The organism is Gilliamella sp. ESL0441 (assembly GCF_019469185.1).
In the GTDB taxonomy this organism is placed as follows: domain Bacteria; phylum Pseudomonadota; class Gammaproteobacteria; order Enterobacterales; family Orbaceae; genus Gilliamella.
Window position 1 is genome coordinate 1,226,912 of record NZ_CP048264.1, and the last position, 19,230, is coordinate 1,246,141.

The 19,230-nt window shown below is 33.4% G+C and carries 13 protein-coding genes and 1 pseudogene; 12 read left to right on the plus strand and 2 right to left on the minus strand.

Annotated elements, in window-relative coordinates:
- The first annotated feature begins 36 nt into the window (after positions 1-36).
- The 10 genes from GYM75_RS05455 (at position 37) to GYM75_RS05500 (ending at position 11,990) form a co-directional block, all read left to right on the plus strand.
- Entirely contained in the window at positions 37-882 is an 846-nt protein-coding gene (locus tag GYM75_RS05455; RefSeq protein ID WP_220217147.1) for a hypothetical protein, read from the plus strand.
- 764 nt (positions 883-1,646) lie between these two features.
- Positions 1,647-3,242, plus strand: coding sequence for a hypothetical protein (locus GYM75_RS05460; protein WP_220217148.1), 1,596 nt, complete (start codon positions 1,647-1,649; stop codon positions 3,240-3,242).
- A gap of 161 nt (positions 3,243-3,403) precedes the next feature.
- Entirely contained in the window at positions 3,404-4,402 is a 999-nt protein-coding gene (locus GYM75_RS05465; protein WP_220217149.1) for a 3-oxoacyl-[acyl-carrier-protein] synthase III C-terminal domain-containing protein, read from the plus strand.
- Positions 4,399-5,415: an NAD(P)-dependent oxidoreductase gene (locus tag GYM75_RS05470; RefSeq protein WP_220217150.1), complete on the plus strand. Its 1,017-nt coding sequence runs from the start codon at positions 4,399-4,401 to the stop codon at positions 5,413-5,415. Before GYM75_RS05465 ends, GYM75_RS05470 begins: the two co-directional genes overlap by 4 nt.
- Positions 5,408-6,214 carry an MBL fold metallo-hydrolase gene (locus GYM75_RS05475; protein WP_220217151.1) on the plus strand — a complete coding sequence of 269 codons (807 nt, stop codon included), beginning with the start codon at positions 5,408-5,410 and terminating at the stop codon, positions 6,212-6,214. Before GYM75_RS05470 ends, GYM75_RS05475 begins: the two co-directional genes overlap by 8 nt.
- Positions 6,211-7,503: a F390 synthetase-related protein gene (locus tag GYM75_RS05480; protein ID WP_220217152.1), complete on the plus strand. Its 1,293-nt coding sequence runs from the start codon at positions 6,211-6,213 to the stop codon at positions 7,501-7,503. Before GYM75_RS05475 ends, GYM75_RS05480 begins: the two co-directional genes overlap by 4 nt.
- 1 nt (position 7,504) lies before the next feature.
- Positions 7,505-8,098: a phosphatase PAP2 family protein gene (locus GYM75_RS05485; protein ID WP_220217153.1), complete on the plus strand. Its 594-nt coding sequence runs from the start codon at positions 7,505-7,507 to the stop codon at positions 8,096-8,098.
- 29 nt (positions 8,099-8,127) lie between these two features.
- Positions 8,128-9,222, plus strand: a complete 1,095-nt coding sequence (locus tag GYM75_RS05490; protein ID WP_220217154.1) for a sterol desaturase family protein — start codon at positions 8,128-8,130, stop codon at positions 9,220-9,222.
- 37 nt (positions 9,223-9,259) lie between these two features.
- Positions 9,260-10,360, plus strand: a complete 1,101-nt coding sequence (locus tag GYM75_RS05495; RefSeq protein ID WP_220217155.1) for an acyl-CoA desaturase — start codon at positions 9,260-9,262, stop codon at positions 10,358-10,360.
- Positions 10,361-10,475: 115 nt separating this feature from the next.
- Positions 10,476-11,990: a tannase/feruloyl esterase family alpha/beta hydrolase gene (locus tag GYM75_RS05500; protein ID WP_220217156.1), complete on the plus strand. Its 1,515-nt coding sequence runs from the start codon at positions 10,476-10,478 to the stop codon at positions 11,988-11,990.
- 260 nt (positions 11,991-12,250) lie between these two features.
- On the opposite strand, the gene GYM75_RS05505 is transcribed toward GYM75_RS05500, so the two are convergent.
- Both GYM75_RS05505 and GYM75_RS05510 read right to left on the minus strand, forming a co-directional pair.
- Complete coding sequence (locus GYM75_RS05505; RefSeq protein ID WP_220217157.1) at positions 12,251-15,232, minus strand: ATP-binding protein; 2,982 nt, start codon at positions 15,230-15,232, stop codon at positions 12,251-12,253.
- Positions 15,233-15,967: 735 nt separating this feature from the next.
- Positions 15,968-16,351, minus strand: a pseudogene (locus tag GYM75_RS05510) (WYL domain-containing protein); the annotation flags it as partial.
- A 410-nt stretch (positions 16,352-16,761) separates the two neighbouring features.
- Between GYM75_RS05510 and GYM75_RS05515 the strand changes: the two are divergent.
- The gene (locus GYM75_RS05515; RefSeq protein ID WP_220217159.1) at positions 16,762-18,582 is read left to right on the plus strand and encodes an AAA family ATPase; all 1,821 of its coding nucleotides are present in this window, start codon (positions 16,762-16,764) and stop codon (positions 18,580-18,582) included.
- A complete protein-coding gene (locus GYM75_RS05520) occupies positions 18,583-19,230 on the plus strand; it encodes a 4Fe-4S single cluster domain-containing protein (protein WP_220217160.1) in 648 nt (215 codons plus the stop codon).

A 19,230-nucleotide genomic window follows, 5' to 3' on the forward strand; every position in this document is an offset into this window, starting at 1 on the left:
TTTAAATTTTATAATTACGTTTTTCAGGAGGTCAAAATGGCCAAAATTGTTATATGCAGTGAAGAACTTATAAGAGTACAATCAATGATAGATGCACTAAATCCATATCATGACATTACTTTTTGTATAGCAAGCTCGACAGATTACAATGAACAGTATTTATCGACATTCGATCTAATTATGGATTATCGAAATGGAACAGAATATACCACATCATTTTGCATTAAAAACTGCTCTAAAAAGGGTATTCCAGTTATAGCGGGTGGAACCAGAAATAGTACGGGCAGTATTATGTCACTGGGAATGACCAAAAAACCTATGTATTATTCAAGTGGAAATTTAAATAGGATAATCAATGTTAGCGACGTATTAACCTGTGATAAAAAAATCGAAACAGGCGCAATTATCAATAGCGGTGACACGTTTATGATAAGAGAAGATTTAAAAATAGAGTATGGAATCGAAATTTTATCAGTGAATCAGATGGTCAATGGGGTTTATGATATTAATACCGCCATATTCCGCCAAGGCAGTTTAAATGTCAATGGTGAAGTTTTTGGTAGCGATTGTGCTTTTATCGGTTTTCCTTTTAGCCGCCCCTTAACGGAAGAAGCAATACAGATTGTCAATGATATTATTAGTTGGCTTGTTAATCGTAAAGATGTTGTCGCACAGGTAAAAGATGAAGAGGGTAACCTTTTATCGCATTACGAAATTCAGCTTTGTTTAAGAAAAACGGGAGAAGTCATGATGACTTATACCACAGATGAAAATGGTCAAGTGAGTTTAAGAATAAGACCTAATCATGAATATTATGCCGTGGCCTTTGATCAAGCAACCGGTAATAAAAATGCCGCTATTATAGATAATATTAAGGTTTGAGCCAAAGAATATAGAGTATTTTTTATAAATCAAATTAATCAATTAAATAATAAATTAGCCTCAACACGAGGCTGTTTTTATCATTAAGCATACATAGAAATTGTTACTTAGCTAAATTAAGTTTTATCACTGTTCATCTTTTAATCGTTAACGTATTAAGTTCATTCGAATCAAATGCGGTTATCTCTCATGAAGTTCTATAAAAAATAAAAATACAATGCAATATATTTATTTGTTTTATATTTAAAACATTGTATTAACAAATACGTGCGTAAATTTAACTTAAAAGTAAAAATATATCTAATTTAGATAACAAAAACATTGACTATTGAAAAAATAATATTATTTTATGTTTAGCTATTTATATTTTATTAAATATTTGTATGCTAATGTTTATTGGTTTTTGAATGAGTAAAAAGAAGTTATATAGATTCAAACAGGGATTGGAATTAGATATAGGGATAATAGATTTGATGGTAATTTGCTTTACCATTGAAATAAAAAATTTGTAGTTTAGTAATGATTTTTGAATAAATGATAATATTTTATATTTTAAATCAATAGGTAAAATTATTTACATATACGGTTAATTTAATTGAAATTAATGTTGATTTGCCAAACTGATTAAAATAGAAAATATTTGAATTAATTTCATAATAGGTAAACGCAGATAATATAGTCTTCGCAAATAGAAATTTTCCTTCTAAAAGCTTATATAAAATTAGCATGTTATAAAGTTTTGGTGAAATAAAGGAAGATTTTTAATGCTAAAAAAACCAAGAAAAAAATTAATTTGTGATTTCCCCAAAGCCAGTTCAGCCGTGGAAACCCCGTCTTCAAGTTGTTTAAAAAAATTTATCATTAATTTCAGAAGACCTGACAACATTAAGCAAAAAAATAATGTTCCCTATGATGGTGAATATGGGTTTGATTGGTTACGAGATGAATATATCTATCCGATTGAAATGGTTTATAACCGATTTGGTGTGAATTTGGGGAAATACTTACCCGTATGTCTTGAACCTTTACGAATTCGTCAAGAATATTTGAAAGATGTAAAAAATCCCATAAAACCTTATAAAAAGGATTACTATCCTGCTTGGCTATCCATTTTTGCTTGCGGAGTAAAATCCAATGCTGCTTCTAATATGCATAGTAAAGGTGTTGATTTAAACTTGCAATTAGATGAAATTGATGTGATTCATAACGATGAAACTGAAATTATTTTAGAATCAAATAATCCTTTTTTAAAAATAAAACCGAAAACAATTCCCATATCAGAATTTTTAAAAACAAAGCGTAGAACGAGATATCTAAATGAGTTTGGTAGTGCAAAGATCAATTATTATGAACTTGAAAATGCCGTAAATGTCCTTTGTCATGGCGGTTTACTAAAAGAACATGAAGAGATAAAAGTATTTGCTAAATTAGGTCAATGCAAGGTAGAAGTTGGTAAACTTATGGTTTATAAAAATAGCCATGTACCTAAAATGAAAATTGGTATAATCGATGTAATAACAGAACGTGATGACGAAGGCAATAAGATCCGACCGATAGATCAAATCATATCACTAAGCAATTTATTGAAACGTCATGCATTTAATCAAGCACTAATACAGCCTGAAATAATTGTTCAGGAACTTGATTTATTGGCGTTAAAAAATCAACAAGATGACTACGTTGACGGTTTTTTTAAGCAAATTGAAGATCGAAAATTTATGAATGGTGATTATGATAAGTTGTTAGGATTTTCAGTTGTAAGGGGACTTTTAATCCAATTGAACCATATTTACGATGATGAGATTTCAAAAATTAATAATTCAGAACAAAAAAACAATACGCCAAATTTTTATGAACATGAAGATATTATTCCAACTTTTTTAACCACATTAAAACCTTACTTTGGTATAGTTAATGGGGTAACAAGCTTTGACAAAAATAAAAGTCTTATTCTTGAAAATAAAGTTTTCCCAAGTAAGCCATCAAATCGTGCGGATATTATTTTTTTTAAAAATGCATTAAACAAAAATCACACAATTATTCATGAAGTAGGTCATGCATTATATTTAGAACATATATTTGATACTGAAGAAGCAAAACCTGGAGTGTTACGTACATTTAGTTGGTTCAATGTTGATTTTCCGATAACTAATGCTCTCATTCAACCTAAACATTATACTTTTTATCAAGGTTATACTGATAATGCAATGGATTATACGTACAAATTTAAAAATATGAAGGATGAAAATAATAAACTTAATTTTGAAGAAGTATCAAGTAAATTTGAAAAGCAAATGAATTCATTTTATAAATGGCAATGGGATATTATGAGATCATATCCTTTTTTAATAAACGAATAAATAAGCCTCTGTTAAATGAATTCAAATAAAAGTTTATACAAAACAATTATATATTTTTGATATAGTTACGTTCAAGAAACTTATTTACATTGTTCATTCTAGATACTATGATGTCTTAGGTGACAAAATAAATGATTTAATTTAAAAAGTAATAATCAGTTATGAAAAAGAATTTTGAATTTTTGCCTGTAAAAATAATTGCTTCAGCGATAGCTTTGCCTAATCTGAAAGTAACATCAGAACAAATTGATAAAAAACTTAATAAGTCAATTGGTTATTGTTACAAAAGGTCTGGTATAGAGTATCGATATCATGCGGATTTGCAAATTCAACAATCAGACTTGGCGGCACAAGCTATTGCTAATGCTTTGAATTGTCACCAGATTTCTCCAGATTCGGTCGATTTACTCATTTCTGCAAGCGCTATACCTGTTCAAGCCCTTCCATATACTGCATCTCATATTTTACAAGCGAGCTGTTTACCACAAGGTATTGCCACTTTAGATATAAACGTTAGTTGTGTTAGTTTTCTCGCTGCATTAAATATCGCAGCCAGTTTATTGAATTCTAATACTTATCGACGTATTGTCATTGTATCTGCTGATTTGGCATCACGAGGCTTAGATTGGCAAGATGAAGAGTCGTCATTTATTTTTGGCGATGGGGCAGCTTGTGTCGTTGTGGAAAAAGGTGATGGGCAAAGTGGAATAATAAGTTATCTTCTAGAAACATATACAGACGGTATAAATTATTGTGAAATAAGAGCAGGAGGAACACGCTGTAACTTTCATACTGGTTTAGAAAATGATGATTTATTATTTCATATGCAAGGTAAACCATTGTTTAAAATGGCATCTGCAATTGTAGAACCTTTCATTGAACGTTTACTTGCTTTGGCAGATATGTCAATAAATGACATTGCGACAGTAATACCTCATCAAGCAAGCCATCTTTCTTTAGAACATATGCGAAAACGATTAAATCTTTCAGAAGAAACAATAATCAATATATATCGTTTTAGAGGCAATCAAGTGGCAGCATCAATACCAAGTGCTTTGCATGAAGCTATCATTACTGAACGATTTAAAGCTGACTTACCTGTCATGCTTATAGGTACTGCAGCGGGATTAACTTTAGGTGGAATGATTTTATTACCATGAGATTTCTTGTTACCGGAGCTACGAGTGGTTTAGGCCGAAATGCTGTTGAATGGCTTTTAAAACAGGGTTTTGAAGTTCATGCTACTGGTCGGAATAAGTTTGTAGGAAAAGAACTTATGGACTTGGGAGCACGTTTTACTGAACTTGACTTAGTTGATGCCGACGAACATGATTTGCGTAATTTATTGAAAGATTGTGATATTATATGGCATTGTGCCGCTCTTTCATCACCTTGGGGTAAATATAAATGGTTTTATCAGGCAAATGTGGCTGTAACAGCTAAATTAGCCTATTGGGCTGGAAAACTGGCTATTAAACGATTTATACACGTATCAACGCCTTCTATCTATTTTGATTTCCAATCACATATCGATATTCCTGAAACTTATTTGGCAAATAAATTTGTAAACCATTATGCTGCAACAAAATATTTGGCCGAACAAAATATTCAGCAAAATGTAATTAATTTTCCTAATACGACTTATCTTATTTTACGACCTCGAGGCATTTTTGGACCACATGACCGAGTCGTATTCCCTAGAGTTTTAGCTCAAATAAAAAGTCGTAATGGTGTTTTACCGTTACCCAATGGGGGACGAGCATGTATAGACCTAACTTTTGTTCTGAATGTTGTCTATGCTTTATTTCTTGCAACAACTAATAATTCTTTGTCATCCGGTGAAGTATTTAATATCAGTAATCAGCAACCTTCTTATCTTTATGAAATGACTGAAAAGTTATTCAAAGATAATCTTAAAATGGACTATAACATCCGATCAATACCATATTCTTTTTTGTATAGTATTGCGACTGTATTAGAATTGAGTTCTAAATTCACTGGTCAGGAACCGTTGTTAACTCGATACAGTGTCGGTACCATTTATTTTGATATGACGCTGAACCAACAAAAAGCAATAAATCGACTTGGCTATAGACCAATGTATACTCTAAATCAAGGCTTTGAAATAACCGCTAATTGGTTACGCAACAATTTGGATGACTTGAATGGCTAAAGTGACGACATTTGAAGCAGGTTATTGTACCCATCTAGCTTGTATGGCTCAAAAAGGGGCTGGATTTAATGTTTGTAAATTTCCAGCGCGTGCTTGGCTAATCGAAATAGGCATCCATCGTTGGTTATGGGATACTGGTTATGCTGACCATTTTGAACGTTATACTCAATCAGGTATTTTCAAGCTTTACCGCAAAGTTACTCCTGTTTATTTAAATGAAGGGGAATCTTTAAAACAACAATTCTTATCTAACGGTATCGACTTAGCAAGTATTGAGCATATTATTTTATCCCATTTTCATGGCGATCATATTGCTGGATTAAAAGATTTTTCGTTTAGTTCATTCATATGCTCACACAAAGGATGGCAAAAGATTAAAACATTACGAGGTTTTTCTGCTTTAATGCAAGGCTTTGTGCCAGATTTAATACCTGATAATTTTGAGCAAAAACTGACGTTTATCGAAAGCTTTGAAAAATGTAATTTACCGTTGGATTTAGCTCCATTTACAGAAGGATATATCGTACCCAATAGTCAAAAACAGATAATACTAGTTGATTTACCAGGTCATGCAATTGGTCATATTGGTGCATTTATTGAAACGGATCAAGGTTGGCTCCTATTAGCAAGTGATGCAGCATGGACACCCGCCAATTATAAGCAACTTAAAGGACCGGCACAATTAGCTAATTTTATTATGGATGATCCCATTGCCTATTATCAAACGCTGTCCAAACTTAACCAATTATCACTTAATCCAAATGTGACCATTTATTTAAGCCATGAGGGATATTTATGAGTTTATTTAACCTGTTATGGTCTTATTTTAAAACTAAGCGGTTAAAATTTAAAACTCGTCAAGCGTTGGAAGCTTACCAATTAAAGCAATGGAAAAAATTCAAAAATAAAGTATTAATTAAAAGTTCGTACTTTAAACGTTTTATTGATCTTCCTTTAGAGCAATGGCCTTTGATGGATAAGCAAATCATGATGACGTTTTTTGATGATATGAATACTGCTCAACTCAAATGTAAACAGTTGATAGCTTGCGCAATTGAGAGCGAATCTTCAAAGGATTTTAGTCCAAAAGTAGGGAAATTTAGTGTTGGTCTTTCATCTGGTACTTCAGGTCAACGAGGAGTCTTTGTGGTTAGTCCTAAAGAGCAATCAATCTGGGCTGGGGGAATGCTTGCCAAAATGTTACCTCGTGGACTTATGGCTAAAGAGCGAGTTGCTTTATTTTTAAGATCGGATAATAATCTTTATCAAAGTGTAAATAATCGTTGGCTAACGCTAAAATATTTTGGTCTATTTGAAAATTTTCAATTATTGTTGTCTTCCCTTATAGAGTTTAAACCGACTATTATTGTCGCACCGGCTCAAGTACTAACAACAATTGCACACGAAAAACTAGCGAAAAATTTACCGATAAATCCATATCAAGTCATCTCAGTTGCCGAAGTATTGGAACCTCAAGATAAGCAGGTTTTGAAAAAAGCATTTGAACGGATTGGTGAAGTGTATCAGGCAACAGAGGGATTTTTAGGGGCAAGTTGTCCTAATGGTGTATTACATCTGAATGAAGAGTTTTTACTTGTTGAACAAGAATGGCTGGATGAAGAGCGTTTTATTCCGATTATTACTGATTTTACTCGACAAACTCAGCCTATAATTCGCTATCGCTTAAATGATGTGTTAGTAAAACGAAAAGAACCTTGTTCTTGCGGTCGTCAAGGCATGGCAATTTCACATATTGAAGGGCGTCAAGATGATCAGATCATTTTAAATGACGGGCAGGGAAAACCTATCACCATCTTCGCAGATTATTGCAGTCGTATTATTGCAAACACCTTACCCTTAACTTGTGATTATCGCTTAATACAACGCTCATCAACTGTTTTCGAATTGATTGGATGCTGTGAATCACTGTATTTAGAAAAGTTAAAAAACCAGCTAATGAAACATTTTGAGCAGCAAGGAGCAAATACTGAACATTTAAGTTGGAATATCAATGCTGTTAACAAACTTCCCGATGAATTTAACCAGTTTTTGCTAAAGCGCCGTCGAATACTTCGTCAAAGGCATTAATATGAGTGAGCTACTTAAACGTTTAGCATATTTAGTAAGTGGATGGACTTGTGTTGGTTTAGTTTATTGTGGCTCGCTTCTTTTACAAGGTAAGCCTACTTTAATAAACTATAGTCAAATTGATTTACTCATTCCTTTTAATTATCACGTTGTATGGATATATCTCTCTTTTTTTGTGATTATTCCATTTGGCTTTTTTTATGCGCCTTATACAAAAGTTCGTTGGATGTGTTTTAGTTTCATTGCAATTGCATTCATAACAGGTTTATGTTTTATAATTTATCCTACAGTGATAATGGTACCGCCTGTTGATACTTCCTTTTCATTAAGCAGCAAAGTATATCAGCAATTAATTGAATTTGATGTCAATCAGAACTGTTTCCCTTCATTACACGTTTCATTAACAACAATTGCTGTTTGGGGGGTATTAAATATAAAACATCCTATAATCACAATTGTAATGATAATCTGGGGGACAATGATTTGTCTTTCAGTTATCCAATTACGCCGTCATGTATTTATGGATTTAGTTGGCGGTATCATGCTAGCCATCATTTTAGGATGGTTGATCCACTGTTGGTTGAAAAAACATTAGGAAATGAATTTATAAAAGGAATTGAGAATATGGAATTAATCGTACCTATCATTATAATGTTAATCATGGTTACAGCAGAAGCTTTGATACTACAATTTGTCAAAAAACAGACTGTAAATTGGACAGATATTATTTTTAATTTAAATTCAGGTCATTTGGTATTATGGTTGTTTCGCGGTTTAGAATTAATCTGTTATCAATATGTTTTTTCACACTTTAGTTTTGATTTGTTTATAAATATTCCTGATTATTTCCTTTGGATCTTTGCTATTTTAGCTTGGGACTTAGGCTTTTATTGGGAACACCGCTTAATTCATAAAATTCCTTTTTTATGGGCTGTGCATATTGTTCATCATCAAGGTGAGCATTTTAATTTATCTTTAGCGGTTCGTAACTCTTGGTATTCTTCATTAACTTCAATTCCTTTTTTTGCTATATTAGCAATTATTGGTGTGCCAACACCTGTTTTCTTTGCCGTTTCATTGTTTCATTACAGCATTCAATTTTTTAATCATAATGCGTTAACACCCAAATTAGGAATATTAGAATATATTTTTGTCACTCCTCAGCATCATCGAGTACATCATTTGAAAAACGAGTATTATTCAAATCATAATTTTTCTGGCTCATTTATTTTCTGGGATAAATTATTTGCCAGTTTTGCACCGCACCCTAAAGATGAAATTAATCATTATGGCAGTTCAGGAGTAATTTCTTTAAATCCTTTTTGGGCGAATAATCTACCTTTCATGAAATTGCTGAACATTAAATTTCGTCCGATAGAAAATCGAAGTTATTGTATTTCAAATCTAGCTTTAGTCACTGGAGGACTACTGCTGTTTGCCTTGACTATTTGTTATATCTATGACTATGGATATGGGTATCATGATGTAAATTTAGATCAATATTTATTATTTATAGTTCTAGTGCTCGGTACGATAGCATTAGGGGGAGTATCAGAAGGTAGAAACTGGGGAATTTATTGTTGGTTATGTGTTAGTTGGTTTTTACCACTTTATTTTATTTTACATCAACATTGGGGCGCTTGTTATTGGCTAATATGTATGTGGCTAATAGCGATGCACAGTATTTTTATTTTGATAATGTGGTTTAAAAACAAATAACTAGTAGCAAAGTTATAAGCTGTCGAGAGATAATGGTATGCGAAAATTAACCTCATTACAATTCGATGATCAGCAAGATCAAGCATTACTTAAAGATATTCAGGATGCGGCAACAAATTATTTAATCAATAATCATGATCATCGTTATGCAGATGTTGGTATGTTTGCTAAGTTAATATTATTGAGCCTTTTAACTTGTGGGTTTTATGTTGCATGTTTATTGTGTGAACACGCCTTATGGTACTTTGTAATCTATTATTTTTTATTTATTTTTATGGCAATGCTTTTAGCGGTTAATGTTGTTCATGATGCTTCACACAATGTTTTTTTTAAAACACCTCAAGCAAATCGATGGCTAAATCGAATTATTACCATACCGCTAGGTATTGATCCAGATTGTTGGCAAGTAAGACACGTTGCTCAACATCATCCTTATACTAATATCGAACACTATGACTTTGATATTGACTATAATGGTTTTCTTAGACAAACACCTTATCAACGCCGTCATTGGTATATGCGTTATCAACAGTATTATTGGCCTTTTATTGCAGCAATGACCTTTCCTACAATTATTTGGTTCTTTGATTGGCAAGATAGACTGGGAATTAAATTTGAAAAAAATAAATTTACTGAAAATGGTGCTTATAATGGACTAGTTGGTTGGTTGTTATTTTTTATCCCTAAAATGTTACATTTAACTATCACGATTATTTTGCCGATTTTAGTCTGTGAATGGTTAAACTTAGGGATAATGTTGATTATATATTTGCTAAGCCAAATGTTCTCTTCAATGATATTTGTGATGTTATTACTTGGTACGCATTGGGCTAAAGCGACATTTTATCCCATTCCCAAAGACGGAAAAATGCAACATAGTCAAGTTAGGCATACGTTTGATACCTCGCTAAATTGGCGTTTAAAGCATCCGTTATTTGAGTATTGGATTGGTGGCTTAAATTTACATTTAACTCACCATCTTTATCCAGGATTTTGTCATCGTCACTATTTTGAGTTAACGATTATCATTCATCAAATAGCTAAAAAGCACGGTATCCCTTGTCAGGATATTACCTTATCAGAACTCTTTTATTACCAACAAAAATTTTTAAAAAATATGGGTAAAAAGCAGCAATAGATTTAACCAAATTTCTAACTAACTATAGCGTAGTAAAAATGATACTATCGTTTATAAAGATACTCGCGACCAGAGATCTAAAAAAATGATTAAATTCATAGGGAGATAGGTAAAAATGAAACATTGTCTATTATTTTTGACGATATTAAGCTGTTTTAGTACTTCCAATTTTGCAAACGCCAATGATAACGAACGTTGCCAAACATTAGTAAACCTTAAATTTGATGATGCTAAAATTATCAAAACAGAACTTATTGCCGGTCATTTTACACCGCCGTCTAATTTAGCTGATTCATTGCGCAATGCGGATACAAAAGAGATATCTCAACTTCCTCAGCTTTGTCGGATTGAATTGGTGATTCAACCTAAGATCAACGTTGAAGTTTGGTTGCCAACTCAATGGAATCATCGTTTACAAGCGATTGGAGGAGGGGGATATGCTGGTTTTATTCCTTTTGACGAATTAGCTGTTGCAGTTCAAGGAGGGTACGCAGCAATGGGAACAGATACCGGACATCGTGGGAATCTGTTTGAAGGTGATTTTGTATTCAAGAATAATCAGTTACAAGCCGATACGATAGCGGATTTTGCTTATCGTAGTGTTCATGAAATGACAATTAAAACTAAACACATTATTCAAGCGTATTATGGTAAACCAGCTGACTATTCTTATTGGAATGGTTGTTCAACGGGAGGGCGACAAGGATTAATGGAGGCGCAAAGATTTCCCGCTGATTATGACGGTATCTATATTGTGGCACCAGCAATTCAATGGGACAAATTTATCCCTTCTGAATTGTGGCCTCAAGTTGTTATGCAAAAGGAGTTAGGGCATCCGATTGATACTCATAAACTTATAATGTTACGAAAGGCAATAATTCAATTAGCTGATGAACAAGATGGAATTAAAGACGGTATAATCAATGATCCAACAGCATTAGAAATTTTTGATAACTTTTTAAAAGAACATAGTTTTAATGATGCTGAAATTATAGCATTACGAAAAATTTGGCAAGGTCCGACGAATCAACTTGGAGAATCCTTATGGTTTGGTGTGGAAAAAACCGCACCGCAAGAGGCACTTGCTGGTAGTGAACCATTTCCAATCCCTGTTGATTATCTAAAATATTGGATAGCACAGAATCCAAATCTTGATTGGAAAAACATGGACTACCAAAGCTTTGTCGATTATTTTAATGAATCAGTCGATTTATTCAGACCTATTATGGGTACGGATAATCCAGATTTGAGTCAGTTTAAAAAATCTGGTGGAAAAATGATTATTTGGCATGGTTGGGATGATCGTTTAATCCCACCAAAAGGGACGATTCATTATTACAATCACGTTGTAAAATTAATGGGGGGACAGAAACACACGGATGAATTTGTTAAGCTTTATATGGCACCTGGCGTTGATCATTGTAATGGTGGTGATGGTGCAGACCAGATCAATGGTTTTGAATCACTGGTAAATTGGGTCGAAAAACAACAACCGCCAAAAAACCTAACAGCCAAAAAAATAGAGAATGGTAATCTTACTTTGCAACGACCATTATGTGCATATCCACAAAAAACAGTTTACAAAGGTGAGGGTAATACCAATAATCCTGCTAATTTTGAATGTCAGTAAATGCCTTAGTAGTTCTATATAGGTCTAGAAATTGACTTAATGACATAAGTTTAATCTAACAGTTAGCTTTTTCTATAAGCGCTCTGTTAGATTAAATCCCATCTTTTTAAACAATCCAGAAACTTTCACTCCTTTTTAACAGCTATCATCCATGATATTTAATATATTAGTGATTTCAATAGTTGCTAGTTTTTTTGTTCTTTTAATAATTTGATAATTCCCATTGTTTGATTTGGTTAAATCTTTCCCTAGCGATATATTTAAAAAAACAATTTATTATCTTGTTTAGCGAATAAGTATTTGGCTAACACTCCTCTCGGTGATTTTGAAGAAGGATCCAATATATCCATATCACCAAAGACTAAAAAGCTATCTTTTGCCCGTGAAATTGCCACATTCAACATGCTCGGTTTATCATCAATAAAATTACCATTGGCATGTTTTGAGTAAACTGTTGAAAAGATAATGATCTTTCTTTCTGCTCCCTGTAAGGAGTGAATTGTACCGACAGTTAATGAATCCTCTTCATCATCAACGTTGATTCCACATTCTGACTCCTTAATCACTCTCTTTATTTCTGCAACTTGTGCTCCAAAGGGGGTAACAATGCCAACAATTTTATTTATTGGTTCTTTATACTGATTTTCTAAAATGTTTTTATTTTCGACAAGCCATTTCGCAATAACTGTCGCCTCCAATTTATTGAAACGACTGCCGGTATGGGCCTTTTGACAGACACCATCAATATGCAAATAACCTAACGCCGGAAGGTTTGCTTTTTCAGGTGAGCTACCCCGCATTGGTTTGAGTTTTCCTTTATAGACTAATTCGTTACAAAAACCAATGATTTCATCGTAACATCGGCGATGCTCATATAAGAACATTCCGGGCTCCATATCTGGATCATAATGATAATTGGAAGCTTGTTGTGCAATTCTCATCACACTACCGAAGGATGCCGTTTTTCCTAGTTTTTTAAGATGCTCATACTCCTCTTCAATATCTGAACTGCAAATAATTTTAGCCTTTTGCAAATTACCAATATCGACTTTAGGAGGGACAGACCATATAGGTTCAATTTGGAATGTATCACCAATAACCAGTGCTTTTTTACTTAAAGAAAATGATGCCCCTGCAACCTCGGGTAATACCTGACCAGCCTCATCCACAATAAGTAAATCTGCAAAGCTATATAAGTAATTTTTCTTATATTCTGCTCCGGTGTAGATAAATTTAGCTGGTAACATAAAAAATGTGGAAACAATACAGGGTGTTAACTTCATACGTAAATGCCAACGCTTTTTAGTTGGTGCAGCACCATTTTTTCTTTTCCAATTTTCTAGGTCTGGAAGCAGCTCTTCCATATCCATTAACCAACGTCCTTCCCAATAATGGGTTGTCAGTAAGAATACATGAAAGCGAATTTTAATATCTGTAAGCTTATCAACTTGAGTGAATGTTATTTCTTGGTCTTTATCAGTTATACCCAAAGGCTGTAATGCAATATGCCAATCATTCAAAGATTGATTTAACTTTAAAATAATATGATCTATCTCTTTGAGCGTTTTTTGATTTTTTTGTATTGTTAGTTCGAGTGTGTTAAGTTTATTTTCAACAAATTGGGAAATACTATTTATCGTTTGCCATTGTTGTTTTTGTTCGGCCGGCCATATTTTTTTAAGGTGAAGTTTGGCGTTTGATAAGCGTTTTTGAGCTACTGCCGGTATCCATGAAAATAGTGGAAGCCATATGCTTTCATTCGCAAGATATTGTAGCCAAGATGTTTCCACATTTTGCCAAAGACTTTTGCTTGCTTGTTCAGTTTGTAACTGTTGATCATATTTATTTTTTGTATCTGTTAGAGAATCTCCATAAAGCTGCTTTACCTCTTGGCGTAGGTTGGATAAGTTTTGCCATGATTTTTCAATATATTCTAATTTATTCGCTTCTTTTTTTAATGCTTGGTGGAGTTTATTTACGATATCTTTGACAGAGCAATCTTTTAAATCTAACTCAGGGAAGGCTTGTAGCGCACAATTTATATAGTGTTGTTTTGCTTTTTCATAGTATTGTTGAGTTTCAATTTGAGTAAAAAAAGATTCGGTTTGATATGTTTTTTCAGCTTTCTCTGATTTACTTCGAGAAGGGTAATAGGCACCAAAGCTAGCAATATCAGGTAACCATCTACCTGCAAAAACGCCTTCTCCTATAGAAAAGTCTTTCCCAAACGCATCTATAACGTTAGTAACGGCTTGATTGTTGGTGGAAGCAGCTACAATGACGGGAGGTTCACTTTCATCCAGTGCATGTTGTGCCCATATTGAGGCCACCACAGAAAGTAGCATGGTTGTTTTTCCTGTTCCGGGTGGGCCATTTACTGCTAATATTTCACCATTTTCAGTACTTAACAAATGATTCAATGCATCTCGTTGCGCATCTGCTAAAGGAAATTGATCACCTGAGTGAGCCAACCGTTTTGAAAAAAGACTATTGTCTGCTAAACAAGGTTGTTTCTTCGTTGAATGTATTGAGGCGAATTTGCTAAAAAGAGGGATGTCATCTGTAGAATCACCTAACTTGTCATATAAAGAAACTATGTGCATAGCTGCATTTTTGATAACATCTTTTTTGATGATATAGCCGTAATTTAATGACTCAAAAGTATTATCACTTTCAAGCCAATCCTTAGCGATGGCTTTAAGCAGTGAATCACAATCTTTTAAATAGGTTTTCCAAGCTACGGTATATTCTTCTTCTGTTAATTCACAATTTCCTTGCTCATCTTCCTGATAATTAATACCCGACACAATATTAGAGGTTAAATAGCGGTCAAGGTTATCTACCGAACCTACTGAAAATGATCCCTTTACCAGTGGCTCTAAAATATCACGAGATATAATAGTTTCATTGTTCAAGGGGTATAGTCTGCCATTTTTTGCTAATAATGCATTGGTTGCTACTGGTACAACAAACTCAGGAATATTTTTTTTGGCAAAAGTATGTTCAATTATATTTCGATAAACTTTAGGTCTTAAAACGACCTCAATAATTTTGCGATCTTCTGGCTCATTTTGAAAAAGTTGTTGAGTTAATTCACTGCTAATTTGACCGTTTTCCAATACCTCCGAGTCACATATTAAAAACTGTTCAATGTCTTTGCTATCCAAGCCACCTTTTGCGAAAATAGAATCCACTAAAGAATTGCGCCAATAATCGGCAAAAAATTGAGCATTTTTGTCCATAATTTATCCCTTATTATTTCGCTTCCATTAAAAAATATCTACGATAGTAGATAAACTTTATTATTTATCATAATTAGCAAGTTATCTATTAGGTTAGATATCAATAATTTTTGAAGAATGTAAATATATTCATTTTTATAATTTAGAGCTTCGAGAATTCGTTTTCTGTGCCTTTAGCCTCATCATATCCCAAAAGCTTTTCCGTAATTATAAACACTTTAAGTTATCTGTTTATATAACTATTAGGTTTGTTGTTCGACAACAATCTATATCTTAATTTTTAGAGTTTTTTTACAAAAAAAGATAATAATTATTATTCTATACCGTATTAAATTTATATGATATTAACTATCAGATCTAATGTAAAGAGTATAAAACTCGATATCTTTTGGCTTTTTTAAAAGTCGTTTTGTTTAATGTTATTTGAATCTAATTGGAATAATTAGGTATATCCGATTGAATAATGAAAAGAGGGGGCTTAATTATACTTTTAGTATCTGTCAATATGTACTAGGGTAAAGTCTTGATATAATTTTATTGAATTTGATAAGTTTATCTATTTTTATGGATATTGAAATTGGAACGGAAAACGAGGTATGAATTAAACTTTATAACTTATTATATATAAAATATTTATACCGACACCAATATTGCTTTTGCTAACGGTCTAGTTTCTTGTGGTACTCAATTGACTTTCACGGACTTGAATTACCATAACAACTCATTGATGATAAGTTATTTAATAGAACAATTTGACATCAATGAATTGACCGATTTTTTATAAGATTTAACTAATTTTTCCGCTCGTTCAACCAGTTTGTGACGTATATGCTCAGGCTCTAAACAAATACATTGATGACCTAAGCTCAGCAAAATGCCATAACTGTAGTCATCATCAATAAAGTCAAAATTTACAAGATATTGTTGTTCGTTTAATTTCTTAATATCTTTTTCGTCACAAAAATCTAAAATACGTTCCAAAATCGATTCATCTATTAATAATTTTATTTTAAAAATCTTTTTTTTCATTTTGGTTTGGAATAAAGAAAATGCTTCAGGCGTTGTTTGCCTAATAAATTTAGTGTTTGTTTTTCTAATGTTTGACATTTTTGACAATTTAAATACACGAAACTACGGAGAAACCTATACCGTCTTAAAATGCAACTACAGCATTAAAATGCCGACTGACTTCACTACCAAGCGATTTTTTAGATGAATAGGTGCTTTACAAGTAGGGGCTTTAATTATTGGCTCATTCATTATCTAAAATATCCTAGCCTATCTAAGAATAGCATATTACTTAATAGTATCAGATAATCTTCTAAGTAGAAATTAAGCATTTTTCTTTACATTCTGTAATTAATATTAATGACATAAAATGTCAGCCAATTTCCTCTCACGCACTAAGTAGTTTTATTTAAGTAGTATCAACATTACATATCTTTAATTATTAAGGCTAGTTATATCAATATGTTTCTATATAATATATGGTAGTGATTATTGGAGGTTTATTATTAAAGGATTTGGGCATGACTTATCAGTTTAATAAGCCACGCTGGATGCGTGATTTAATTAGGTTTTTACATTTAAAGAGCCAGTTTGTATTGTCAGGTAATATCAGGGATTTACAAGCGTGTGAAGTAGCTCCTGGGGTTATTACACCACAAACATTTGAGTTGGCGTTATATCGTGCTCTCCGCGATGTAGGGTATAGTCAAGTACTGATTTGGGATCCTTTATCGGGGTTTTATGGTTTACAAACGCCAGATTTACCAGCTATTGATATTGATAAATTATTACAACAAGTAGGATTAACGCCAGAAAAAGGGCGGGCTGCTGCAGGCATTGATTTATTGGGAAATGCATTAGAAAATTTTGTTAATCTTAATGACGAGCCTGTTGCATTAATTATTGATTTTGCCTCACAACTGACCATTCGTGCAGATAACTTAAGTGCAGCAGAACATCAGCTGTTTACGCGGGCATTAGTACTCTCTCATCGAGTGAATGCAAGACCAGCTGGTACAAATCGTACGCCCTTTTTTAATACTGTACTTTGGTTGCTAGAAAAAGAAGGGGATTTACCTGACTGGTTATTAGTAAATAATCCACGAATTCGTCATATTCCAGTTTCTAAACCAGACAGCGCTGCTCGTCGAGCATTAGCCTCTGGATTAATAAAAGGTATTTCTGGTTCGCAACAAACTTCGCCAGAATTGCTGGCAAAAGCGGAAACAACCTTTGTTAACAGTACAGAGGGGATGTTATTGCTGGATATGAATGCTATTACGACATTGGCAAGAGTAGAGAAATTGAGCATTGATGATATCAATGATGCCGTAAGGCGCTATAAAGTAGGTGTAACGGAAGATCCATGGCAGAAAATTGATCGTGAAAAAATAGCACAAGCAGATAACTTTGTGTATCAACGAGTTAAAGGACAAAATCATGCGGTTGTCCATATGCTCGATATTATAAAGCGAGCAATTACGGGTATTGGTGCTAACCGAAAAGGTAATAGACCTCGTGGCGTAGTTTTTTTAGCAGGTCCAACAGGTGTAGGTAAAACAGAGCTTGCCAAAACAGTTACCAGTTTGCTCTTTAATGATGAAAGCGCATACATTCGCTTTGATATGTCTGAGTTTAGTTCAGAATTTTCCGATCAGCGTTTAATTGGTTCACCTCCCGGCTATGTGGGCTATGATGTAGGAGGGGAGCTAACCAATGCAATACGAGAAAAACCGTTTAGTGTCGTATTATTTGATGAGATTGAAAAAGCTCATCCTCGGGTTATGGATAAATTTTTACAAATTTTAGATGATGGTGTTCTAACTTCTGGTCGAGGTGAGCGTGTTTATTTTTCAGAGGCACTCATCATTTTTACATCCAATCTTGGAATTTATAAACTGACCGAAACAGGTGAGCGCATTCCTAACGTTACTGCTAATGTTCAATTTGATGATGTTCAAGCAAAAGTAAAAAATGAAATTGAGCGGCATTTTAAATTTGTTTTAAATCGCCCCGAAATATTGAATAGGATAGGCGAAAATATTATTGTCTTTGACTTTATTCGTCCTGATGTGGCGGAGCAAATATTCCAACAAATGATCGATGGTGTGATTGAAGATTTACAATCACAAGGGTTAATTTTATCCTTTACCCCAGAAGCATTAGACAGTTTGAGAAACATTGCTTTAGCTGATTTATCAAATGGTGGTCGAGGAATACGTAATCACATTGAGGCTTATTTATTAAATCCATTGGCTCGTGAGTTGTTTAAGTTAAACCCTCAAAAAGGTCAAACATTAGTGGTAACTCAGTTGCAAATAGGACAATTAATTTTGGAGTAAATGGTGTTAACAGTTGGTATCTCGCGTATTCATTTTCCAGTAACAACACTAGGACCAGGTAGGCGACTTGGTATTTGGTTTCAAGGTTGTAGTTTACGTTGTGAGGGTTGTATTTCAGTTGATACATGGGCAACAGCAAAAACGTTAATTCCAATTGAACAACTGATGATGAAGCTTTCCTCTTACCTACCTTTGATTGATGGGATTACTATCTCTGGCGGGGAACCGTTCGATCAATTTGAGGCGTTATTGGCTATTGTGGTTCAGTTACGCGAAAGAACAAAGGTCGATATTTTAGTGTACACAGGGTATGCCGTTGAAGATATTACCGACCAGTTACAGCAAATTAAACCTTACATTGATGTGTTAATCAGTGACCCCTTTCAACGGCAGAGTTCACAAACTTTAAGGTTAAGAGGTAGTGATAATCAACGTTTACATTGTTTTACTTCACAAGCTGTAGAAAAATTTGCCTATTATCAGCAAGCAGTTACAACTGAGGATAAAGTATTAGATGTCATGTTTGATGCAGAAGGTGTTGTCTGGTTTGCCGGCATTCCTAGGCGCGATGATTTCGTAAAATTACATAATCTTTTAAAGCAACAAGGGCACCAGATAAAAGTGACCGCTGATAAAACAAAGTATTAA